Source organism: Pseudoalteromonas sp. SK18, assembly GCF_001974855.1.
Classification (GTDB): Bacteria; Pseudomonadota; Gammaproteobacteria; order Enterobacterales; family Alteromonadaceae; genus Pseudoalteromonas.
In genome coordinates, this window is the sequence record NZ_MTQB01000003.1 from 52167 (window position 1) to 74131 (window position 21965).

The window sequence follows — 21965 nt, forward strand, 5'->3', positions numbered from 1 at the left end:
GGTTAAAATTAAAGTGCTAACCATACATCGGTTGAACCAGGTTCGTTCCCTTGAGTCCACCATTTAGCTTGGTACTGATTACCTTGATAAGAAACTTCATCACCACTGTTATAAATAGCCGATGGCTGCCAAACTAAAGCGCCCGTACCATCTGTAGGTTGTGTTGTTGCTTCCCATGCACCACCTAAATCAGGACGTTCGCCTTGAGTCCACCACTTTGCTTTATATTCTACGCCATTATAAGTAACGACATCACCACCAACGTATGCAACACGCGCATCCCAGCTTCCTGTAGGCTCAGTTGTAGTATCAACGTTTGTAACTGTTACGCTAAAGCTTTGCGTTGTGGTTAATGCACCATCACTAACTGCAACAGACACTGTAAAATCTGTATCTGTATCAACTGCGCCTGCCTCAAGACTTATATTTGCACCGCTACCCACTAACGTTAAACCAGCTGGTACTGTCCACGTATATGTAACTGCATCGTTTTGAGCATCGCTTGCCACTACAGCAACTGATGTTGATGCGCCTTCTTCAACGCTGATATTAGCAATAGCATCAACGCTCGGTGCTGTGTTTTCACCACCTGATGTTGGCGCAATAACATTAACAACAACATCACGATTAACAGTTACTTGACCATCTGATACCGCAACAGTTGCCACATACTGTGTATCTGCAGTAACTGTTGGCGCTGTAATGACTAATGATGCACTATTTTGTCCAGATACCACCAGTGCGCTATCAGCATTCCAGCTAAAGCTAAGTGGATCGTTATCTGCATCAGTTGCAGAAGCTGTTACTGTAATACTCTCGCCTGAATTAATAGACACTGATGAAGACACAGAAACAACTGGCTTTTTATTTGTTGGCGGAGCAACTACTCCTCCTAAACCATCATGCATAGCATTAAGAATATCACCATTATCCGCATCTATTTCCCATGCAAATAAACCACCTAAATTATACTGATTAACATACGCTCCCTTCGCCAGTACTGACTTACGGCTATCATAAGTAATGAGTTTACCGGTTGAACGATTCCATACATAAGCGGCTTGTGCTTGCTCATCATAACCCACTTCAAAACCATTAATACCGGTGCCCGCCGCACCAATCATATTGGCTTTAACGCCCTTGTAATCAATAACACCATCTTCCCATACGCCTTGTGCCGAAGAGCCTTTTAACGGGCCATTACCAGGGGCGGTCATTGGGTTACCATCAATTGCTGCATTTTGCGGGTAAACACCTTCCCAACCACGGCCATACATAGCTGTGCCCACGACGATTTTTTTTGATGGTACATTTTGCGCAAGTAACAGCTGCACTGCATTATCGGTGGTATAAGCAGGGCCTTTACGAGGTTCGCCATTTTCATCAAGCCCGGTACCATTACATTGACCAACACTCATATGTTCGCCACAGTAAAGTGCTGTTTGGTGTCCGGTTACGTTACTCCATGCGCCATAAAAGTCATAGGTCATGGCAAAAATGTAATCCATATACTGGCTTGCGGCTTGGTAATCTACATCTTCAATTTTATCGTAACCTGCACCTATAGCTGAGGTTAACTCGTAAGTACGACCCGTTTCTGCTTCAAGTTTATCAAGCATAGCGCGTAGTTCTTGCATTAATGCAACATAGGCTGGGCCATCGTTGATTGGATCGCCAATGTCAGGATTGGGGCCGTCACCACCTGGGAATTCCCAGTCAATATCTACACCATCGTAGAATTTCCATGTTCTTAAAAACTCTTCCATTGAGGCAACAAAGGTGTCGCGGTTAGCTTTATTGGTAAAGCCACCGAATGGGTCTGATAACGTCCAACCACCTACAGATGGTAAAATTTTAATATCTGGGTAACGCTGTTTAAGCGCCATTAGCTGAGAGTAAGTACCACGGATAGGGTCTTTTGCATCAACCCCTGGCAGTGCTTTTTGTACTGCGGCCCAAGGGTCGTGAATAACCACTTCGTAATCTGCAGAGCCGGCACAAGCGGTTTCAAGTGCACGTTTAGGACCACCCGATAACGATGCGTTTTCACCACAAATTGGAATAAAGCCATACAAAATATGACTCAGATTTTGTGCTGGCATATTAGTTACATCGTAATCACGACCATAAATACCCCATTCAACAAAGTAAGCGCCTGTTACTAAACCTTGCTTAATACCAATATCACGGTTATTTGGGTCAACATCCATAGGTAATGGTGCTAGGTGTCCGCCGTCGGTGTCAGCAATTACAATCGGTTTGCCTGCGCTGCGTGCACACGTTGTGCCGCCTTCACATAGCTCAACATACATTGTATGGCGGCCCGCTTTGTCATAAGGAAATGAAATAGTGCCACTTTTAGAACCTGCAGCAAGCGTGCCTTCATTTACTAACATGTCATCAAAGTACACTTTGTAGCTATCGCCACCATCACCACTCCATGCACTCCACTCAATGTTGATATTAACTTGCTCAACACGGGTAACTAGCTGCTTATAAGAGCCGTTTCCCTCAAGATCTACCTCAACAAACGAATATTGCTGTGGTTCCCAATTAATGCTTGGTGTAGAAGGCGCTGCCGATACAGAACCGGCAAATAGTGCAACACCCATAGCTGCGGTTAATTTTTTAATATTCATATTTCTCTCTTATCTATTTTTAATGTGATTATTTTGGTTTAATAAGTTTGAACTACAAAACTTAGGCTTTTAGTTACAGTTTTTTCCATACATTGGCTTGTCCTGGCGTATCGCCTTGAGTCCACCACTTAGCGCTATAGCGCTGTCCTTGATAGGTTATTTTTGCGCCCGCTTGATAGGCTTTATTAATATTCCATGCTGCTGGGGTATTAGGCTCGTCAACAGGCTGCCACGCACTTGAACTATCTGGCTGCTGACCTTGATTCCACCATTTAGCTAAGTAAATACGGCCTTGAAAGCTCGCTTTATCTGTTGCTTGATAAACCTCCGTAGAGCTCCATGGAGCGATAACAGGATCATTGATAACGCTGTCATTAACGGTGACAATAAATTCGGTTTGGGTCGTTAATTGGCCATCAGAAACAGAGACCGAAACGGTATAATCTGTAGGTGTTGAAACTTCAGGTGAGAGTAAGTTGATATTGGCATCGCCACCGGTAAAACTCAGTGGTGCCGGTACTGACCAAGTATAAATTAACGCACTCTGCTCATCATCAAACGCATGTAAATGCACAGCCGTGGTGGTGTTTTCATCAACTACTAGGTTTTCTGGCTTACTCACAATAGGCGCTGTATTACTGGGAGCGCCCTGCACGCTTAATGTATAGGTGTAATTTGGGTTGTTGCCATATACTTGGTTAGTTAGTACATCTGCGTTGTTAAATACAACATCTCCAGCTTGATTTTGCACACCAATTTGCACTAAATACGCGTAATCAAGGTTAAGTTGTGACGCCAACACTTGTTGCCAATTTGCTTGATTGTCAGCATTAATTTTAAGCTGTTGATTAATCACCTCTTGACCTGTTTCGTCAAATAAACGAGCCCATACCGTGTCACCAGCAATGGCATTTTGCCCTTGGCGTACAAAGTAACCAAGGCTTGCCCACGCATTAGGATCGGTTGGTGCAGCGTCGTTTACAATGTTAATGTCACTACAGTTATAAAATCCTTCTCCCACGACATCGTTTCGTTGCCAGCGGCTATACAAAATTGCATCGCCGTTGCGCCCTTGTGGAATAGCCACACTCATTTGATAATAACGTTCACCATCGGTGTCTTTTACTACTTCAACATTTTGATGCTCTTGAACTAGCTCTAAGTCTTGCCAGGTCAATATATCTGTAGCGGTATTAAAAGTTGGCTTAGTTAAATAAAACTGCCAAAAGCTGGGATTATGTGGTGTTGCAGCTAAATAACGGATTTGTATATCACCATTAGAGTTAGGCATTACATCACTGCGTTGCCAATGTGGTGATGGTAAATCCATACCTCGTTTGGCTGTATCGCCACCAGCACATAAAGTGCCGTTTGGTACACTGGCCTCAACTGCAGTTTGATTTAAATAGTCAGGTGTATTAACCGAAAATTCAATCGCTTGTACAAACTGTACCGTGCCCGACTCTAAATAAGCGGCTCGACACGCAAGGTTAGGAATATTTGTACCGTCTTCAGGCCACCAGTACCCGCCATCATCTTGGCAAAATGCTTGGCGCGCTTTAGGGCTGTCCATATAACCATGTGCTTGCACTTGCGGTGCTAGTGTACTGAGTAGTAAACCACTGGTAATTGCAGATAGCGAAATCGTGTTAAGTTTAATTGATGCCATTATTTTATCCTTTATAAGACTCAATACATGGGGCAAGCTCAGGCCTACCCCTCATTGTTTTGTAAATTACAGGCTACAACTTAAGCTCCAATCAGCTGTTACACCCGGCTCAGAGGTTGTCCACCACTTGGCTTTATAAACCGCGTTGTTATGAGACATTAAGTCACCTGCTGCGGCATGGCTTGGGTTGCCCGCCCAGTCTGTTTGAGGGAAGTTTGGATAAACAGCAATAGTCGCTATATCAACCCCTTCACACGTACCTATAGGTTCCCCACCGCCGTTACCTGGATCGCCTGTGCCATCACCCGGTGTTGCATCTGGCAACATGGGGTACTCTGTTTTGAAAGCGTAAGTTTTGCCATTTTTTTCAATGGTAAAGTTGCTAGGCCCTGTGATTGGCATGTAATACATCACTTGTGCATTTACAGTTGCACCGGCGCTAAAGTCTTTTGGCTGGCCGCCCCATTCGTTGTTCAGTGTGATTGAGAAACGGTGAAACTCGTTCTCATAACCACCAATGTTGTTACCTGCCGCGTTTGAGCCATTTACTTCTACTGCCATGCCCAGTTTTTCTTGTGCATTCCAGTTAGATTTAAAAATAGCTGAAGTTGATACCGGCACATCAAATGAGATCTTTGCACCACTCAAATCAAGGTTTGAATTATTAGTAAACGCAAATGTTGGACTGATTGGGTAGTTTTCATCACCAACAGGGAAGTCTTTTGCCTCAAAAACCACATCAACCGCTTCTACAGGAGTGTTAAAGTTGGGATTACCACCGTGAACATCGTATGCAACGCCACTTTGATTAAACTTATTGTATGCAAGTGAAGTAAGCGTTGACCCCATGAAGTATTCGCCTTTCGCTGCATCGTAGTCAAAGTCACCAGCCAGCTCCCAGAACATTATACCGCCAAGGCCATTGTTGATAACGTAATCAACTTTAGTTGCCATCGACTCTTCATCTTCTATCGATAGGAATACTTTTTTATCTGCGTTCCATAACCAAGGTGCAACGGCAACGCTGTCATAATGACGGGTATAAGTTCCGATTAAGCGATCATCAGCGTCTGTATCAGGTGTTAAGCCATACACGCCTAAATACGAGCCAACAATGCCGTTTTCAAGATTTTTAACATGCCATAATGGGTTTGAACCCGCAGGCATTTCCTGGCCTGCATCGTTCTTGTCGTGCCAAAGGTTATCAATACCTAACGCACCATTACCGCATTTGTTTTTTTCACCCACACCGGTACCCGTTGCGCAATCAGCTTGGTTAGGCAATGCTGCTTGGCCCCATAAACCATTTGTTCCGCCTGATACATCTTTAAAACCACGGGTGTAATACGGTAAACCTATGTTGATTCGACCCGCTGACATCGCACCACGGAAATAGCGCACTGCCCAATCGGTATTTAAGTACCCAATACCTTCAAACTCTTTGGTGCCATATACATTCCACTGCGTAAGCTCTGAATCAAGACCAGTATCAAACAATGCAGCGTTGTGACCTACGTGCGAGTTCCATGCGCCATGCAAGTCATAAGACATGATATTCACATAATCAAGGTATTGAACCGCTTGAAAGGTTTCCATTCCACGCAGTAAATAACCCGAAGAAGGCGATGCAATAGTGAGTAAATAATGCTTACCAGCGGCTTCACCTGCACGGTCAAGCTCTTCACGTACTTTTTTCATCAGCACTTGATACGATGCATTCAACCCTGCACGACGTGCATTTGAAATAGGGAAGTCATCTGGATGACCTGAATCATTCATTGATGATGGATATTCATAGTCGATATCAACACCATCAAAACCATACTTTTCAATAAATTCAACAGCACTTTGCGCGAATGCATTAATACCAGCATGGTTGATTGAACCATCAGCATTGGTAGTCATAGTGTAAAAACCACCGCTTTCAACACGGCCCGTTTCATCAAAATAACCGCCTGTTTCAGCCCAACCACCTACAGATATGAGTGTTTTTACATCTGGGTGTTGTTTTTTGTATTTGTTTAACAGATTAAAGTGGCCTTTGTAGTTAAACTCTGGGTCCATTTCAGCACCAACAACACCTGGCCATTGCATGTTTGTCGCTGGATTATTTACTGATGTTGGGTCACCAACTGATACTTTATTGTTGGCATCAACATGGGCAAATGCATAGTTAATATGGGTAATTTTATCCCACGGGATATCGTTTACTAAATAGCTAGGTTGACCATTTGCGCCATTGCGCCAGCTAGTAAAGTATCCAATCACACGACGAGGGTGATCGGCACCCATCATCTCACGACCCTCTGCATCATAAATCGTACAGTAAGGTGTATTTACACCGGGTGTTTGATATAAACCTTGTGGACGACAATCGGTGCTAGTAACAGGGCCGGTATTTTCTTCAACAACCGTTAATACTTTTGTTGTTTGAGAGGTCGCTCCCTCGTTATCTGTTACTGTTAATGTAAACGTTGCTTGACCTAGCGCTGCAGCCTGCCATGTGTAGCTGCTTGTATTTGAGTTAGCTTGATGAACCTCAACACCCTTTTCAGCAAAGCTTAGCGCTGTTACTTGGCCATCACTGTCGGTGCCTGAAAGTATAAACTCCACTTGTGACCCAACAATAAGTTGCTCAGGCAGTATGCTAAATGAAATAGATGCCACAGGTGCTTGATTAGTTGGATCAACAACCACTGAATCACTAACGCTTAGCGTATTAACGACTTCAACAGAGTTCGCACCTTTATCGTCTGTTGCCACTGCACTAATTTGATGATCGCCCGCGATAGCTTGCCAGTTAACACTAAACGGCGCAGTGTTATCAACCGCGATGGAAATGCCGTCGATAAAAAACTCTACACTTGCAACCGTGCCGTCTGAATCTGTTGCTTCTGCCAAAATGACAACGCTGTCTTTATCGCTAAATAAAGAACCATTTTCAGGTGTAAACTCGGTAATTATAGGGGATTGATTATCATTGACAGCGCTGTCACACACACCCAAAAGTAACCAATCTTGATATTGACCTGCATTCTCCAAAGGGTTGGCTTGTGTCCACCACTTGGCTTCATAGGCATTATTTTGTGCTTTTACTTGGCTTCCTGCTATATGAGTTTGCCCAGACTCCCATACCGTTAATGCACTGCAATCGGTTGATGCGTATACATTTAAACTAAATGCACTTAGAGGTAAGGCACTTAATTTGAAGGCATTTTTTATTATTTTCCGTGAGCTCATTTGTTCCTCCGCTTAGTGTGTTAAGAAATGCTATTGTCAGTTTCTATTTATGAAACTAGCATGAACAAAGTAAATATCAAGTAAATAAAGTGTAATTAATGAACAAAAAAAGTATTAATTAACTAATTAATAATATAAGACTAGTTATTTATGCTTACAAAAATCCATTCACAAACCAAGCTCAAATGAATGACACCTCCCAATTAAGCACAAAAAAAGCCCAGTAAAACTGGGCTTGGTTTACATTAGGAATGTATGTTCTGTTTAATTAAATGAAACCGTAATAATATTCGAACATACGTTTTCAGATACACATAACTGATAGTCGTATGCAGGTAATGTTGCGTTACGAACGTAATCACGATAACGACCATTGTCTGATACGGTGCCTACTAGTTCACCATTTCGGTATAAGCTAAGTGACTCTGCACCCACTTCTTCCCAGTTTAACTCTACACGCATAGTATCAAGGCGTGACTTATTAGCGCGTTTTAGACTCAACTCAATTTCAACATCACTTACAACAACTGTTTGTGTGAATGTATCTGAGTTGTTTTCACTATCTGTTACAGTTAGTTCAACTTCATAACTACCTGATTCAGCGTAGGCATGAACAGGGTTTGCATCAGTTGAAGTTGCACCGTCACCAAAGTCCCAGCTCCACTGTGAAATATCATCATTTGCATCACGACTTGTATCTACAAATGTGGCTGTAAGGCCTTGCGTATCAACATCAAAACCAGCGCGAGGAGGTTGTGGGCTTACTTCACCAATAGCACTAAATGTAAGTGACCAACCATTTATTGTGCCGGTATCTGAGCCTGCAGTATCTTCAACATGAAGTGTCCAATCACCTGTTGCAACTTCCCCGTTAAATGCACTTGAAGTAAATGCTTTAACAATATCATCTTGACTACCGCCCTCATTGCTTTGCAGTGTCACTTCATTACCTTGCGCTGAAATAAGTGTAAGTACTAAATCACCTGACCAAGTATGCGAAATGTCTACATCAGCAGTGGTACCAAAAATAGTTAAATCATCGGCCACTGTTATGACAGAGCTTGCACCTTCCGAAGAATTATCTGGAATCGCAACACTTTCATCACTAATGTAAGTAAAGTCATTCAAACCAGCAGGTTGCAACATTAAGCTTACTGTTTGCTCTTTAACCTGCTCTTCTGTTGTAGCTGTTACAGTAAAGTCATAATTTCCCCACTGAGTTTCGCTATTAGTTGCCACTGTAAGTACAACTTCATCACCAGGACGAGCTGTGGTTGCGCTTAGTGATGCGTCAGTAAGATCAGCAGCCAAAGCTAGTGAAACATCGCCATCCCATTGTGCAATTGAACCAATCGTAAAGGTATAAGTGACTGTATCACCTACAGTCGCTTGCTGTGAAACAGGCGATACAGATAATTTAAACCCAGGGGTTGGATCAGCATCGATCAGTGCTTGGTTAACGTTTAGACGCGTACCTGCAACCGTTTTACCATTTAATGCTGCATTAGCATCACCACTAGACATAAGTAATTCTTTAAGCTCTAGTGTTGTTAAATCAGGATTAACTGAAAGTACAAGTGCAGCAGCACCGGCTACATGTGGCGTTGCCATTGATGTACCAGAATAACTTGCATAACCGCCACCAGGAATAGTTGATAAAATAGCACTACCTGGCGCGCCCATATCAACACTGGTTAAACCCCATTGTGAAAAACCAGACATGTTGTCGCGACTATCTGTGCTTGCAATAGATAGTACATTATCATTTTCATAATTAGATGGGTAATGAGGGTTTACATCGTTGTCTACCGCATCATTACCAGCAGCAGCTACAAATAAAATATCAGCTTCTTCACTGGCAGTAATCGCATCAGCAAGTGCTTGACTATAACCACCACCGCCCCAGCTATTGTTTAATACACGAAGGTTAACACCTGAGTTTTTAAGGCCTACCATGTAATCTATACATTTAATAGCGCCAGATGTAGAACCTGTACCATCTGCAGCTAAAAACTTACAACCTGCAATAGATACATCATGGTTTACACCTACAATTCCCACACCATTGTTACCACTGGCACCAATTGTACCTGATACGTGTGTACCGTGGCCTTCGTCATCCATTGGGTCGCCAGCATCGGTAATCGCGTTAATACCGTGCACGTCATCAACATAACCGTTACCATCATTATCGATACCATCGCCAGCAATTTCACCGCTATTTACCCACACATTCGCAGCTAAATCAGGATGACTATAATCTACACCGGTATCAATAACACCTACAACAACATCACGGCTACCAGTTGAAATTGACCATGCTTCTGGTGCATCAATATCTGCATCAGCAGTGCCACCAGTTTGGCCTTCATTATTTAAGCCCCATAAATCTTCAAAGCGAGGATCGTTTGGTGTTGCTGCAATGCTCACACGATAGTCAGGCTCAACATACTCAATGGCTTGATGAGATTTTAAGCGCTCAATAGCTTCTTTAGCACTCATTCCAGATACTTTAAATTTAGCAAGGCGACCAGAAAATAACGAGGTGAAGTTATCATCAACTTCATCGCTGTTTAAATCAGAGATCTTAGCTCTTACTAATGAGCGAGCTTGCTTACGCATTTCTGGCGAAGCATTCTTTTTGTATTTAACAATAATCGAGTCATTGCTCGCGGTAACTTTTTGAGTTGTACTATTAACATCAGGTAATTTAGCCGCAGCTAAACAAGGTAAAAGTGCGAGTGTAATAATAGATAATTTTGTTTTCATCATGTTATCCGTAATTAAGTTAACTTAGCTTTACTAAGTGGAAAATTTACGTCTAAGAATTTAAAAAATCACGTGGCAAGCATTTAGAAAACGGTTAAACAGCGACTAACTCAAGTAAAAAAACAAAATAAGGTACAAAATCATTATTTTTAACTAGAAATACAGTAGTAAAAACATTAAATACATCTATTTTAATGAGTGAAAATCATTATTTTTAACAGACCATTAACTCATTATTTTTTACTGGATTTTAGCGTGAATTTAATTTAAATCTCAAAAAACAATTCAACCATTTGAAATTAAATAAGTTTAAATACCATTAAAAAAGGTGATTCAAAATAAGTTCATTGAAGAATACAGTGATTGGGCAGTTATGAAGTAGGTAACGGTAAATTTACTTATTAAGCATAAAAAGCCTGAATCTACATTCATGATTAAAACCGCACCTTACGTTTAAGAACAAAAAAGTTAATCACACATTATCACAGCACGGCATGCTGTAACGAGAAGCACCTTATTAAAACTCAATAAATAATCAAGGTGTTTAATTTTGTATTTCAAGGAGAATAATAATGAAACTAAATAAGTCAATTCTGAGCTGTGCTATTGCAATCGCAATGGGATCAAGCTTTGCAGTTCACGCAAGCACAGCAGATAAAAATGTATCGACCTCACCATTAAGCGCACAAGTTTCAATCCAAAGCGATTCAAACTCAATTACCTTAGAGCAAGTACTGAATAATAATACCGCAGCGCTTAAGCAAGACGGTGACAGTAATACCATGATTATAGAAACTGTTGGTGAAAACAATACAAATGAAGTCACCCAATTACAGTTTGGCAATTACACTAAAGTAACAACCGTTGGCGATAATAACGAGCAAGTCTATTTCCAAGATGGCGTTGCAAATGGAGCGCTAACAGAGGTTACAGGCGATAATAACACTGTGTATGTGAGTCAAAGCGGTCAAGGCTTTTTGGTTAACAACGAAGCCATTAATATTATAACTGGCGATGATAACTACGTTGAAGTAGAGCAAGGCGCTGGTGGACACTGGTTCTACAACATGGATATGCGCGGTAACGCCAATGAAATTACTGCTTTTCAAAGCGGTGAGTGGAATGAAGCCGAAGTATCAATGCTAACCGGTGATGATAATTTAATATACCTTGGTCAAACAGGCTTCTGGAACACATTTAAAGTCACTTCGCTACAAGGCAATGATAACGAAATTGATGTTGTGCAGGAAGGTGACAGAAATGCGGTCGCTTTTAATAGTATTTCAGGTGATGTTAATGAAATACTAATTGAGCAAGAAGGCGATACGAATGCGGTTGCCTTCACTGATGTAGTCGGCAGTGAAAACACCATTGATATTGACCAAGAAGGTACTGATAACGTTGCCGATTCTGCGTTGTTCGAAGGTCAAGGTAATGAAGTTGAAATTACTCAAGTTGATACTGAGAACCTGGTTACAGCCGAGCTTATTGGTGACAATAATGAGTTAAAAGCAAACCAAAATGGTGCATCTAACGAAGCATACATGGGTGTATTAGGCTCAAATAACGAGTTTGATATTAACCAAATAGGAAACTTAAATTCAGCGCATTTAGCTAACTTTAATGGCTCAGACAATGACGTTAACTTAACTCAAGCCGGTGATGAGAATGCAATTTTAGTTCAGTCTTCTTACCCTAATATGGCATTAACGTCTAACAATAATGATATCGATATTAATCAAGCTGGTAATCAAAACGAGGCCATCGTTACTCTTGCTGGTATTTTAGACAGTAACTCAAACCAAATTGATATTGCTCAAAATGGCGACATCAACCTTGTGGATATGATGGTTGAAGGAAATGGTCATAGCATTGATATTTCGCAAGAAGGTATTGGAAACTGGGTTATTGGGACTGATGATTCAGCATTTTTACTCGGTGGTGAAAATGTAGCATTTAATGTTACTCAAACTGGTAATGATAATATTGTTGAAGGCGCTGTTATTGGTTTTAATAGCACTGTTTCTGTTACTCAATTGGGTGATGGCAACACAACAACAATTACACAAATGTAATTGATAAATGAGAGGGAGGTTAATTCTCCCTTTTTTCTTTATGATAAAAACAAAACACACCTACTTACTTGCCCTTTTACTCTTTTGTTCACCAGTGGTAACGGCTGCTGATGACCTAGAGATAGATGGTTTATTACTCGATCGTAGTATTAGTCGCTTTGGTCATCAGTTTTATTATGAATTTTCTAATTACTGGCGAGATCTCCCCTCTACCGCTGGGTTTAATATAGAGATTAAAGAAACCGTTATTCCAAAAGCAGGCACTAAATTAACCTTAATAATGAATAATCAAATTGTTTATGCAACATACTTAGGACGAAGACTAGAGCCACTTGATGAACGTGTAGAACAAGCTGTTTATACCGTTATAGACGCCATGGCGCGCTCCAATATGAAAGTCTCCTCTCCTGATATGGCATTAAATGGATGGTAATAATGAAAAAAATAGCATTAATAATAATAACAATTTTAAGCTTTTCGGTCTCCGCAACCGAAATTATTTACACCCCTATTAACCCAAGCTTTGGCGGCAATCCACTCAATGCCAATATGTTACTTAGTAAAGCACAAGCACAAAATAAACATAGAGCACCGGTTGTCGAAAAAGGATATGCAGAGCAATTTCAAGACTCGTTAGAGCGAACATATTTAAACCGTATGGTTAGAGAAATAACCGATATGGCCTTTGGCGAAAATATTGAAGACAGTATTTTTAACCAAGATTCAATATTTATGAGTGGCGATTACCAAATAGAAGTAATCACCAGCACAACCGACACAATCACTGTAAAAATAACAAACATAATTGATGACTCTGTGGTGATCATTGAAGTTCCGAGGTTTGGATAATGTATAAATTTATAATAATAACAATCGCTCTATGCCTTAGTGGCTGCTCGACTATGGGTAACTTAATTCCACCCTCAAAACAAAGTGCGGTAGCGTTAGAGCCAACAGATGTTTTTTCTGATTTAAAAAGTTTACCGAAACCTGCAGGAAGTATTCCTGTTTCTGTATACTCGTTTCGCGATCAAACCGGCCAATATAAACCACAAACCAATGTTAGCTCGTTTTCTACGGCAGTCACTCAAGGTGCAAACTCTATTCTAGTGCAAGCATTACATGAGTCTGACTGGTTTACGCCGGTTGAACGTGAGGGTTTGCAAAATATTTTGACTGAGCGAAAAATTATTAGGGCGGCACAGGCAACTAATCCTAGTCAAGGCGAGCTACCGCCATTAACCACCGCTAAAATTATTTTAGAAGGTGGCATCATTAGCTACGATACCAATGTAAAAACTGGCGGATTAGGAATGGAATACTTTGGTATTGGTGCCTCAGAGCTATATCGTGAAGATGCAATCTCAATTTATTTGCGTGCAGTTGATGTAAGAACTGGCCAAGTACTATTGTCAGTAGCCACTAGCAAAAAAGTATTGAGCCAAGAAATGCGGGCAGGTTTTTTTAGATATGTGAGTTATAAACGTTTAGCCGAAGCCGAAGCAGGGTTTAGTGATAACGAGCCTATGAGTATTTGCGTAACACAAGCCATAGAAAAAGCGCTTACTGATTTAATTACTAAAGGGATAGACCGAGGCCTTTGGGCTAAAAAACAAGCTTAAAAATAAAAGGCTATACATATAGCCTTTTTATTTAACTTTCTAATGGAAGTAATACCGAAATATAGCGCTGCGCCCAATTTGCAAGCTCTATACGATTACGCGATTGAGTCTTTTTAAACGCACTATAAAGATGGGTTTTCACTGTATGATCACTAATATTGAGTTTATTCGCTATTTTATCGTTACTCGCACCTTGAGCAATTAAATGAATCACTGTCTTTTCACGCTTGGTTAGGTTTTCGTAATCCGCTTTACTGAGAACTATGTCGTCGTGCAATAAATTATTAGATGAAGCTGCATTTAATATCTCTTTGAACGCACCTGAAATCACTTTACGAGTAAACCATAGTTCACCAGCTGTTACTCTTACAAGCGCTTTAAAAATATCCTCTGCAACATCTGAGCTATAAAAAACACCATTAAAGTGATTCAATAATAAGTTTTTCTCACATACAGCATTTGGCTCAACGTTAAATAAAATCACCTTATGTTGCTTAGCTAAACAAATTAATTCGGCAGGAAGCAATGAATGCCAATCTTTATCAGCGCCATCAATGAGGAACAACTCAACATTGTCACGTTGCCCAGCTTTAGGAAGCGCGTCATCCATTTTAATATCATTAAATAACGCGTTTAAAGTACTTAAAACAGTAGTGTAGCTAGCTGCATAAGCAGAAGATTTAAACGTTGTTTTAATAAAAGCAAATTTCTTATTTAACATAAATTTCATCCTTGAAACGTTTATGTCACATTACCTAAATCAGCTACAAAATACAATGCTCTTTTGGTATAAGATTAGCAGAGTGAATCCCTATAAAGCAGTTAAGGCAAATTAACTTTTAGTGAGCATATAAAAGCGCAATGTTACACCGTTAGTCCAACCAAATCCTTGTTGTACTTGATATTCCCCCCCGCTGGCTTTTTTTTGCGGTGTGCATACGTTATATTTTTCGAGCAAGCATTTATTTTCAATAAAATCTTGTTCTACCATTGTTAGCCAGTTTTTCATTATGCGTGTAGCTAATTGTTCAATACCATAATTACGCAAGCCTTTTACCGCAAACCATTGTAATGGAGCCCAGCCATTCGGGCTGTCCCATTGCTGTGGAGTATCAACAACCGTTGTTACAATGCCGCCTGCTTTTAAAAACTGCTCGCTCAATACGTTTGCAACCATCTCAGCTTGCTGTTGCGAGGCTAAATTAACAAAAAGAGGAGTACTTGCCGCTGCACTTAAAATGGCAGACGGCTTAGATAGCTTATGATTATAATCAACAAAAAAGCTCTGTTCACTACTCCAAAGATATTGATTAATAAGCGACTTTCTTTTTACAGCATAGCCGCTATACGTTTGTGATTGTTGCTCATTGCCAAGCAATTTAAAACATTCACTAAGCTGATTTTCTAAATTGTACAGTAGGCAATTTAGATCTATAGGTACAATATCTGTCGTTTGAATTGAGCTTAGTAAGTTTGACTCGGCTAACCAGCGCGAGCTAAAGTCCCACCCAGATTCGCACGCAGCACGAATATTACGATAAAACTCAGGTTTTTTATCATCACTAAACCCTGATGCAAGCGCTAAGTCTTCTCTTAATGACTCTGCGCGAGGAGCCGCCTCATCATCCCAATAGCGATTTAATACCCCACCACATGGCATTGTTACCACGCGTTTTACACTTGTTTGCGCATCACTGAGTGTATCTACTCCTTGCATCCAAAATGCGTGCTCTTTTATTAAAGCTTCAACACACAATTTAAGCCAAGCTAAATTATGTGTTTTACTGTGAGTGTGCTGCCATAAAAGCTCAACCATCAGCGCTAAAATAGGCGGTTGTGAACGCGATAAATAATAACTGCGGTTACCATTTGGAATGCAGCCGTAATCGTTAATTAAGTCTATGAAGTTTTGTAGCATATCTTCTACTACATCACTTTTATCTGCATCAATTAAACCCAGCGCAGTAAAGTAACTATCCCAATAATAAATTTCTTGAAAACGTCCACCAGGTACAATGTAGCTGTGCTTTAAAGCGAGTAAAGAATTAGCTTTTGGTGTATCGGCTTCACGTCGAAGGCCGTTCCACAGTGAGTTTATGTAGCCTTTTACACTTGTGGTATTTGCAGCCCCTTTCATTGTTAATAAAGGCGTTGTTATAAAATGCGCATCAACAAAGTCTCTTAATTGAGTTTTATCAAGGGGTGCTATTTTCTCATACTGTTTACAGGCACTTTGCCAATCAACACGCGCGGTTGCATCAGCAAACGTTTTACAGTCGCTAAATATATGCTGTGTTTGTACATCTTTAAATAATTGGCTATTAAAAAAACTCATAACTGTCCTAATCTATTAACTATTGACTGCGTGTTGTGAAATGGCATGGGTGCGTTTTTTAAAAATAATCACGCTAATAAAAATTAAACTAATGGGCACGAGTGAAAGATAAAAAGCATGTTGGCCACTAAAGTGCTCAAATACATACCCGGTTATCACCGACCCTGTGGTGCCACCAAGTGCTGAAAACACAACGATTAACCCTGTCATTGCAGCATGTTGATGCTTTTGTAGCGCACTGAGCATTACTGAGTTGAGTACCGGATAAATGGGCGCCATAAAAAAGCCAATTAATGGCAAAACAAACGCCGCCAAAGGCGCATCAAATAAACTATGTACTTTGTTTTTAGGTAAGTTTTCCGTTAGTGGTAAGGTAATAATAATCAACGCAGCCATAGCAACTAAACAACAGCTAAGTACAACAAACCAATGAATATGCTTTAATACTTGGCCCGCCACTAAGCGCCCTAAAGCAAGAGCTGCGGCAAAAATACTCGCTAGTTGAATACTAATGGCTACTGGTAATTGCAAAACTTGATTATTAAATGTAGGCAACCAAGTCCCTACCCCTTGCTCGATTAACACATACAAAAATGCACTAATAATAAAAATCAGCACTAACGGTTGATAGGTAAGTTTGAGCATAGCAATAAAGTCATTCCAACCCGAGTTGCTTTTTTGACCTTTAATAGCAGGTTTTATTGGTGCTATCACGACACTGACAATCACCAAAAGCGTAAGCGCTGCTAATACGTAATAAACATTCAACCACGCATTGCTATCAACAGGGTCTATAAATGCGGTGAATATCCAATAGCCACTTAATACACCCACCATAAAAATTCCTTCTATCGTGTTCAGTAATGAAGAGTGACTATTTGCATCCTCTGTCACTTGGCCAATAATTGAATAAACCGATACCTTAACGACCGCAAAACCACAACCCACAGCAGCAAATAACACTTTAAACATGTAAAATTCACTTATTACAGCCGTACTCAAACACGCTATAGCGACAACTATCAGTGCTCGCAGCATTGCAAGCTTGTAGCCTAAACGCGGTATAAATGAAGCAACAACAAATGACATTATTGCAATTGATAAGTCTTTAAACCCCTCTAAAACCGACGCTTCTGTTTTGCTTACTCCTAATGTGTTTATAGCCTGCAAAATAACAGTGCCTACGCTATTTAATAATATTGCGAAAATAAAATAGCTTGCAGCAATTGCCAGTGTGATTTTTATTTTACTCATTGCGTGCCTCGTTTATAGCGACATACGCCATAACGTTTATAAAGCAAATTACCCATAGCTGGTAAATTACCCTGTGTGTTAGTCAGTGAATCCTGAGTTTAGAGTAGAATAAATACCATTGCAATCGTTTGCATTTTAAATTTAACAATTAATATACATGCATACTAAGTTAACGTTTGCTTGACTGGCGAGTAATTAATTCTATATCAATAACTTGTGATTCGACTTTTTCACCTGAAAACTGTTGTATTAACTTTTTAACTAACAAAGTCGCAGCAAATTGGGTGTTTTGTTTAATTGTAGAAAGTGAAGGATGGCTAATATCAGCCATGGCAATGTCATCAAATCCAACCAGTGCCACATCGTTGGGAATACTCACGTAGCGCTCTTTCAGCGCTTTCATCGCCCCCAGTGCAACCATGTCACTACAGGCCATAATCGCGTCAAAATACAACCCTTTTTCACGTAATAACTGATTAATTGCTTGATACGCAGAGCGACTGGTAATATCAATGGATATAACATGCTGCTCAAGTTTATGGGTAGAAAGTGCAGCAGCGTAACCACGATGCCTTTCACTAATTTCACCATGCTCAGGATCGCCTAAAAATAAAATATTTTTAGCACCGTGTTCTATTAAATGAGCGGTCGCTTGCATTCCTCCTAAGTAGTTATCGCTGCCGACAATAGGATAGTTGCTTTGCGTTTTTGGATCTCCCCATACCACTAAAGGAATACCTGCATCGGCAGCCGCTTCTATATTAGTTTGGTTTTTTCCTTGCCCTACAACAATAATACCATCTGCTCGGCGGCCATTAATAAAATAATTAGCCCAGTCATCTTGCGCCATAATAGAGTTAGATAACAACAACTCTAAACCTTGTTGATTAAGCGCAAGGTTAATTTCGCTCACTACCTTGAGTAAAAATGGATCGCTGATTGATTGCTCGGTTTGCTCATCAAGATTAATAATAACAGCAACAACATTGGTCTTTTGCGTACGCAAACGGCTAGCCGCCGTGTTAAGGCTAAAGTTATGTTTTTTTGCAAGCTGCTGAAGCTTGTCGCGGGTTTCTTGTTTAATGAGCGGGTTATTATTCAGCGCGCGCGAAACCGTTGAGGTAGACACCCCAGCAAGCTTTGCTAAATCAGCTAATTTAATTTTTTTATTATTCATAAAACCCTAAACGCTCCACTGCGGCTGGTGCTATATCTAACTTACTGACAATATAGCATTATTATTTTTTACTGGCTTGCCCATTAACTTAAAAATTACGCTCTTGTGTAATTACGCTCAATAAAACAACAGCCCTTATTAATAAATAATTTACAAATAAATATTGCAAACGTTTGCATTTATCTCTAGAGTTTCAATTTATACAGCCTGTTTACATTAAAATTTGATCAATCTCGCTGTAATACACACTGTTTAACACACAAAAAACGGGATCTCACACATGAAATTCAATAAAGCAAAAAGCATGCTAGCCTGTGCAATTACTTTAGCCCTAAGCACACACGCTGCCCATGCAGCAGAACAAGCAAAAGAAAAAAAAGTTGAGCGAATTGTCGTTTCTGGTACACCCGCAGGTGTTGGGATCAGAAAAATTGATGCCAGCTACGCTGTAACAAATATTGATTCATCACAAATTATAAAATTATCACCTAAAAGTACTGCTGACTTATTTAAAGCCGTTCCCGGTGTGTGGGTTGAAAGCTCTGGCGGTGAGTCTGGTGCCAACGTATTTGTGCGTGGGTTTCCAGGAGGTGGTGATGCGCCATTTTTAACACTCAGTATTGAAGGCTCGCCAGTTTACCCTGCGCCTACTCTTTCATTTTTAGAAAACTCATCGTTATTTAGAATCGATGAAACAATTGAAACAATGGAAGCACTGCGTGGTGGTCCTAATCCTGTGCTATCCAATGGTCAGCCTGGTTTAACAACCAACTTTAGATTAAAACGTGGCAGTGAAGATACTCAAGGCTTATTTAAATACACTACCTCAGACTACGACTTACAACGGGTTGATGCTGTAGTAAGTGGTGAAATCACCGACGACCTATATTTTATGGTAGGCGGCTATGTTAAAAGCTCACCGGGTATTCGTGATGCAGGCTTTACTTCTGAAAAAGGCAGCCAATTTACAATTAACATAACTAAAGAGTTAGACAATGGCGAGCTTAACTTTTATACCCGTCAAACAGACGATCATGGCGCATGGTACTTACCAACACCACTCAATGTTAATGGCATTGATGCTGAATATACCCAACTTGGCACACTTAACCGTCAAGCGACGATTTTTACCGGCCCAAATGCGCAAGCACACGACATTGACCTAGGTGATGGCCGAGGATGGGATGGCCATGTATCCGGCGGTAGTATTAAACTTGAATTTGATAATGGCTGGCAGTTTATTGATCGTTTTAACATTACCAAAGGCGATGCCAATACATTTGGCTTAGTACCCAATGGCTCAGCAACGACGGTTGGTGAAGTGGCCGACAATGGCCAAACTGCATTTGGTGCGGTAACTGACACCGAATACGCTAGTGACACTGCGATTCAGCAACTGGGTCGCTGGGTAGTATTAAAAGAAATAAGCTCGTTTACTAACGACTTAGCTTTTTCAAAACAATTTGGTGACGTATCAGCCACTTTTGGTTATTACACAGCAAGCACATCTGCGAGCGATTGGTGGAGCTTAGGTAATACGGCGTATCATGTGCTGGAAGCAGGTGGTGAATTATTAAATGGTATAGAATGTAACCAAAACACTGACGGTTGTGGTTTTAATTACGATATTAGCTCAACAGGCGATGCACGCACCAATGCCCTTTACTTTACAAGCCAATATAAATTTGCAGATGCATTTACGCTTGATTTAGGTGTACGTAAAGAAAACCATGATGTGCAGTACAGTGTTGATGAAGACCTTGACGGTATTATCACTAAAGCCGTTGATTACGATGAAAGTAAAACCTCATGGACAACCGGTTTAAACTATTCAATTAATGACGACATGGGCGTGTTTGCACGTGTTAACCGTGGTTATAAAATGCCATACTTTGATGACTTTAGAGATAACTTTGGCGCATACCAAGGGGGTGAAAAACTGATTAAAGAAGTAACGCAGGGTGAACTAGGCTACAAGCTTATTTCAGACTCTACCGACTTCTACGCCACCTTTTTTGTCAATGAAGTAAAAGGCGATACCTTTGTAAGTCGCCCGGGTGTGCCGGCTGAAATTTTAACCAACGAAGCGTATGGTGTTGAACTTGATTACAACTTTAATCATGAATCTGGCTTTTCTGTTAATTTAAATACCACATTACAACAAACCGAAATCACTGAAAGTCCGGAAAATAAAGGCAATGAAGCACAGCGCCAGCCTAAATGGCAAGTACGTGTAACACCAAGCTATGACTTTGAAGTAGACGGCATGTACGCCACACTCTATGGTACTTTGTCAGCAGTAGATGACCGCTTTGGTAATAACGAAAACACCGTAACACTTGATGGCTACGAAAAAGTAGACTTAGGTTTAATTATTGAACCAATGGAAGGCATTAAACTGCAATTAGCCATAGATAACCTAACCGACGAGCAAGGTATCACTGAAGGCGACCCGCGCAATGCCGACGCCCCCAATGGCCGTTACATTATGCCACGTACAACACGCTTAAGTGTTAGTTACGCATTTTAATACACTCCCTAAGTAATAAATTAAAGTCGCGGTGATTAATATACTGCGGCTTTTTTTATTATAGGTGTCAACCTATTAGCAAGCTCTTTATGCGCACTAACGGGTAAGTGTATGCCCTCTTTATTGCAAGATTGTATCAGCGGATAACAATCTAAAAACACACATGCGTGACGATCAGCGACAGCTTTGAACTCAATGGATAATTGTTCAGCTTTTATACCTGCACCTGCGTAAATACTTTTATAACTTCCCACTTCATGAACCGTGGGCGGGCTTATAATGATAATCTTTGGTATTGTTTTACAATGATAAAAGGCTTTAATGGCTAAAATCAACTCCTCAAGCGCTTTGCTAATATCGATAGCAGACAGTGCAAAACGGGCTTTTAAATCATTGGTGCCAAGCGCAATAATAACAACATCAACGGTGTGCACTTCAAGGTAAGGTTTTAAATACTTTACGCCTGATTTATCGCCGCTAAATGGCGGGTTATTCACTAAGGTACGATTAGGCTGCCCAGCTTCAATAACGAGGTGCCCTGTACCCAACAGCTCTGCCAATATGCCCGGCCAGCGTTCATGCGCAGGCAGCCGCTTTCCATCAACGGGTGATGTACCAAAGGTATTGGAGTCGCCAAAACAAAGAATATTCATGT

General features: G+C 40.6%; 14 protein-coding genes. 5 read left to right on the forward strand and 9 right to left on the reverse strand.

The genetic code is table 11. The annotated features are described in order from the left end of the window. Nucleotides 1-8: 8 nt before the first annotated feature. The 4 genes from BW139_RS03730 to BW139_RS03745 all read right to left on the reverse strand — a co-directional run bounded on the left by BW139_RS03730 (nucleotide 9) and on the right by BW139_RS03745 (nucleotide 10317). Nucleotides 9-2639: a glycosyl hydrolase family 18 protein gene (locus tag BW139_RS03730; protein WP_076918729.1), complete on the reverse strand. Its 2631-nt coding sequence runs from the start codon at nucleotides 2637-2639 to the stop codon at nucleotides 9-11. A 73-nt stretch (nucleotides 2640-2712) separates the two neighbouring features. Further along, nucleotides 2713-4308: a lytic polysaccharide monooxygenase gene (locus tag BW139_RS03735; protein ID WP_076918730.1), complete on the reverse strand. Its 1596-nt coding sequence runs from the start codon at nucleotides 4306-4308 to the stop codon at nucleotides 2713-2715. Nucleotides 4309-4374: 66 nt separating this feature from the next. Beyond that, on the reverse strand, nucleotides 4375-7548 hold the full coding sequence (locus BW139_RS03740) for a glycosyl hydrolase family 18 protein (RefSeq protein ID WP_076918731.1): 3174 nt from the start codon (nucleotides 7546-7548) through the stop codon (nucleotides 4375-4377). 264 nt (nucleotides 7549-7812) lie between these two features. Then, nucleotides 7813-10317 (reverse strand): S8 family serine peptidase, encoded by a 2505-nt coding sequence (locus BW139_RS03745; protein WP_076918732.1) that lies wholly within the window; start codon nucleotides 10315-10317, stop codon nucleotides 7813-7815. Between the two features lie 572 nt (nucleotides 10318-10889). On the opposite strand from BW139_RS03745, the gene BW139_RS03750 reads away from it, so the two are divergent. Genes BW139_RS03750 through BW139_RS03765 form a run of 4 tightly spaced genes read left to right on the forward strand, consistent with a single transcriptional unit; the run spans nucleotide 10890 to nucleotide 14014 of the window. Further along, entirely contained in the window at nucleotides 10890-12392 is a 1503-nt protein-coding gene (locus BW139_RS03750) for a curlin (RefSeq protein ID WP_076918733.1), read from the forward strand. A gap of 40 nt (nucleotides 12393-12432) precedes the next feature. Then, entirely contained in the window at nucleotides 12433-12825 is a 393-nt protein-coding gene (locus tag BW139_RS03755; RefSeq protein WP_076918734.1) for a curli production assembly/transport protein CsgE, read from the forward strand. Then, entirely contained in the window at nucleotides 12819-13241 is a 423-nt protein-coding gene (locus BW139_RS03760) for a curli assembly protein CsgF (RefSeq protein WP_076918735.1), read from the forward strand. The genes BW139_RS03755 and BW139_RS03760 overlap by 7 nt, the downstream gene beginning before the upstream one ends. Continuing rightward, nucleotides 13241-14014, forward strand: coding sequence for a CsgG/HfaB family protein (locus BW139_RS03765; protein WP_076918736.1), 774 nt, complete (start codon nucleotides 13241-13243; stop codon nucleotides 14012-14014). The genes BW139_RS03760 and BW139_RS03765 overlap by 1 nt, the downstream gene beginning before the upstream one ends. A gap of 31 nt (nucleotides 14015-14045) precedes the next feature. Here BW139_RS03765 and BW139_RS03770 read toward each other — a convergent pair whose 3' ends face one another. From BW139_RS03770 to BW139_RS03785, 4 genes are all read right to left on the reverse strand, one after another. Further along, complete coding sequence (locus BW139_RS03770) at nucleotides 14046-14735, reverse strand: helix-turn-helix transcriptional regulator (protein WP_076918737.1); 690 nt, start codon at nucleotides 14733-14735, stop codon at nucleotides 14046-14048. Between the two features lie 111 nt (nucleotides 14736-14846). Continuing rightward, entirely contained in the window at nucleotides 14847-16349 is a 1503-nt protein-coding gene (gene treF / locus BW139_RS03775) for an alpha,alpha-trehalase TreF (RefSeq protein WP_076918738.1), read from the reverse strand. Between the two features lie 15 nt (nucleotides 16350-16364). Then, the gene (locus tag BW139_RS03780) at nucleotides 16365-17603 is read right to left on the reverse strand and encodes a sugar MFS transporter (RefSeq protein ID WP_076918739.1); all 1239 of its coding nucleotides are present in this window, start codon (nucleotides 17601-17603) and stop codon (nucleotides 16365-16367) included. A 169-nt stretch (nucleotides 17604-17772) separates the two neighbouring features. Continuing rightward, entirely contained in the window at nucleotides 17773-18780 is a 1008-nt protein-coding gene (locus tag BW139_RS03785; RefSeq protein WP_076918740.1) for a LacI family DNA-binding transcriptional regulator, read from the reverse strand. Between the two features lie 280 nt (nucleotides 18781-19060). On the opposite strand from BW139_RS03785, the gene BW139_RS03790 reads away from it, so the two are divergent. Beyond that, nucleotides 19061-21310 carry a TonB-dependent receptor gene (locus tag BW139_RS03790; protein ID WP_076918741.1) on the forward strand — a complete coding sequence of 750 codons (2250 nt, stop codon included), beginning with the start codon at nucleotides 19061-19063 and terminating at the stop codon, nucleotides 21308-21310. Nucleotides 21311-21345: 35 nt separating this feature from the next. Here BW139_RS03790 and BW139_RS03795 read toward each other — a convergent pair whose 3' ends face one another. Then, nucleotides 21346-21963, reverse strand: coding sequence for a GDSL-type esterase/lipase family protein (locus BW139_RS03795; protein WP_076918742.1), 618 nt, complete (start codon nucleotides 21961-21963; stop codon nucleotides 21346-21348). Nucleotides 21964-21965 lie beyond the last annotated feature (2 nt).

Bases quoted from the DNA above. Each gene is read 5' to 3' on its own strand.
- BW139_RS03740 (WP_076918731.1), bottom strand. From the start codon at position 7,548: ATGAGCTCACGGAAAATAATAAAAAATGCCTTCAAATTAAGTGCCTTA.
- BW139_RS03790 (WP_076918741.1), top strand. From the start codon at position 19,061: ATGAAATTCAATAAAGCAAAAAGCATGCTAGCCTGTGCAATTACTTTA.
- BW139_RS03730 (WP_076918729.1), bottom strand. From the start codon at position 2,639: ATGAATATTAAAAAATTAACCGCAGCTATGGGTGTTGCACTATTTGCC.
- BW139_RS03750 (WP_076918733.1), top strand. From the start codon at position 10,890: ATGAAACTAAATAAGTCAATTCTGAGCTGTGCTATTGCAATCGCAATG.
- BW139_RS03795 (WP_076918742.1), bottom strand. From the start codon at position 21,963: ATGAATATTCTTTGTTTTGGCGACTCCAATACCTTTGGTACATCACCC.
- BW139_RS03785 (WP_076918740.1), bottom strand. From the start codon at position 18,780: ATGAATAATAAAAAAATTAAATTAGCTGATTTAGCAAAGCTTGCTGGG.
- BW139_RS03755 (WP_076918734.1), top strand. From the start codon at position 12,433: ATGATAAAAACAAAACACACCTACTTACTTGCCCTTTTACTCTTTTGT.
- BW139_RS03770 (WP_076918737.1), bottom strand. From the start codon at position 14,735: ATGTTAAATAAGAAATTTGCTTTTATTAAAACAACGTTTAAATCTTCT.
- BW139_RS03780 (WP_076918739.1), bottom strand. From the start codon at position 17,603: ATGAGTAAAATAAAAATCACACTGGCAATTGCTGCAAGCTATTTTATT.
- treF (WP_076918738.1), bottom strand. From the start codon at position 16,349: ATGAGTTTTTTTAATAGCCAATTATTTAAAGATGTACAAACACAGCAT.
- BW139_RS03760 (WP_076918735.1), top strand. From the start codon at position 12,819: ATGGTAATAATGAAAAAAATAGCATTAATAATAATAACAATTTTAAGC.
- BW139_RS03735 (WP_076918730.1), bottom strand. From the start codon at position 4,308: ATGGCATCAATTAAACTTAACACGATTTCGCTATCTGCAATTACCAGT.
- BW139_RS03765 (WP_076918736.1), top strand. From the start codon at position 13,241: ATGTATAAATTTATAATAATAACAATCGCTCTATGCCTTAGTGGCTGC.
- BW139_RS03745 (WP_076918732.1), bottom strand. From the start codon at position 10,317: ATGAAAACAAAATTATCTATTATTACACTCGCACTTTTACCTTGTTTA.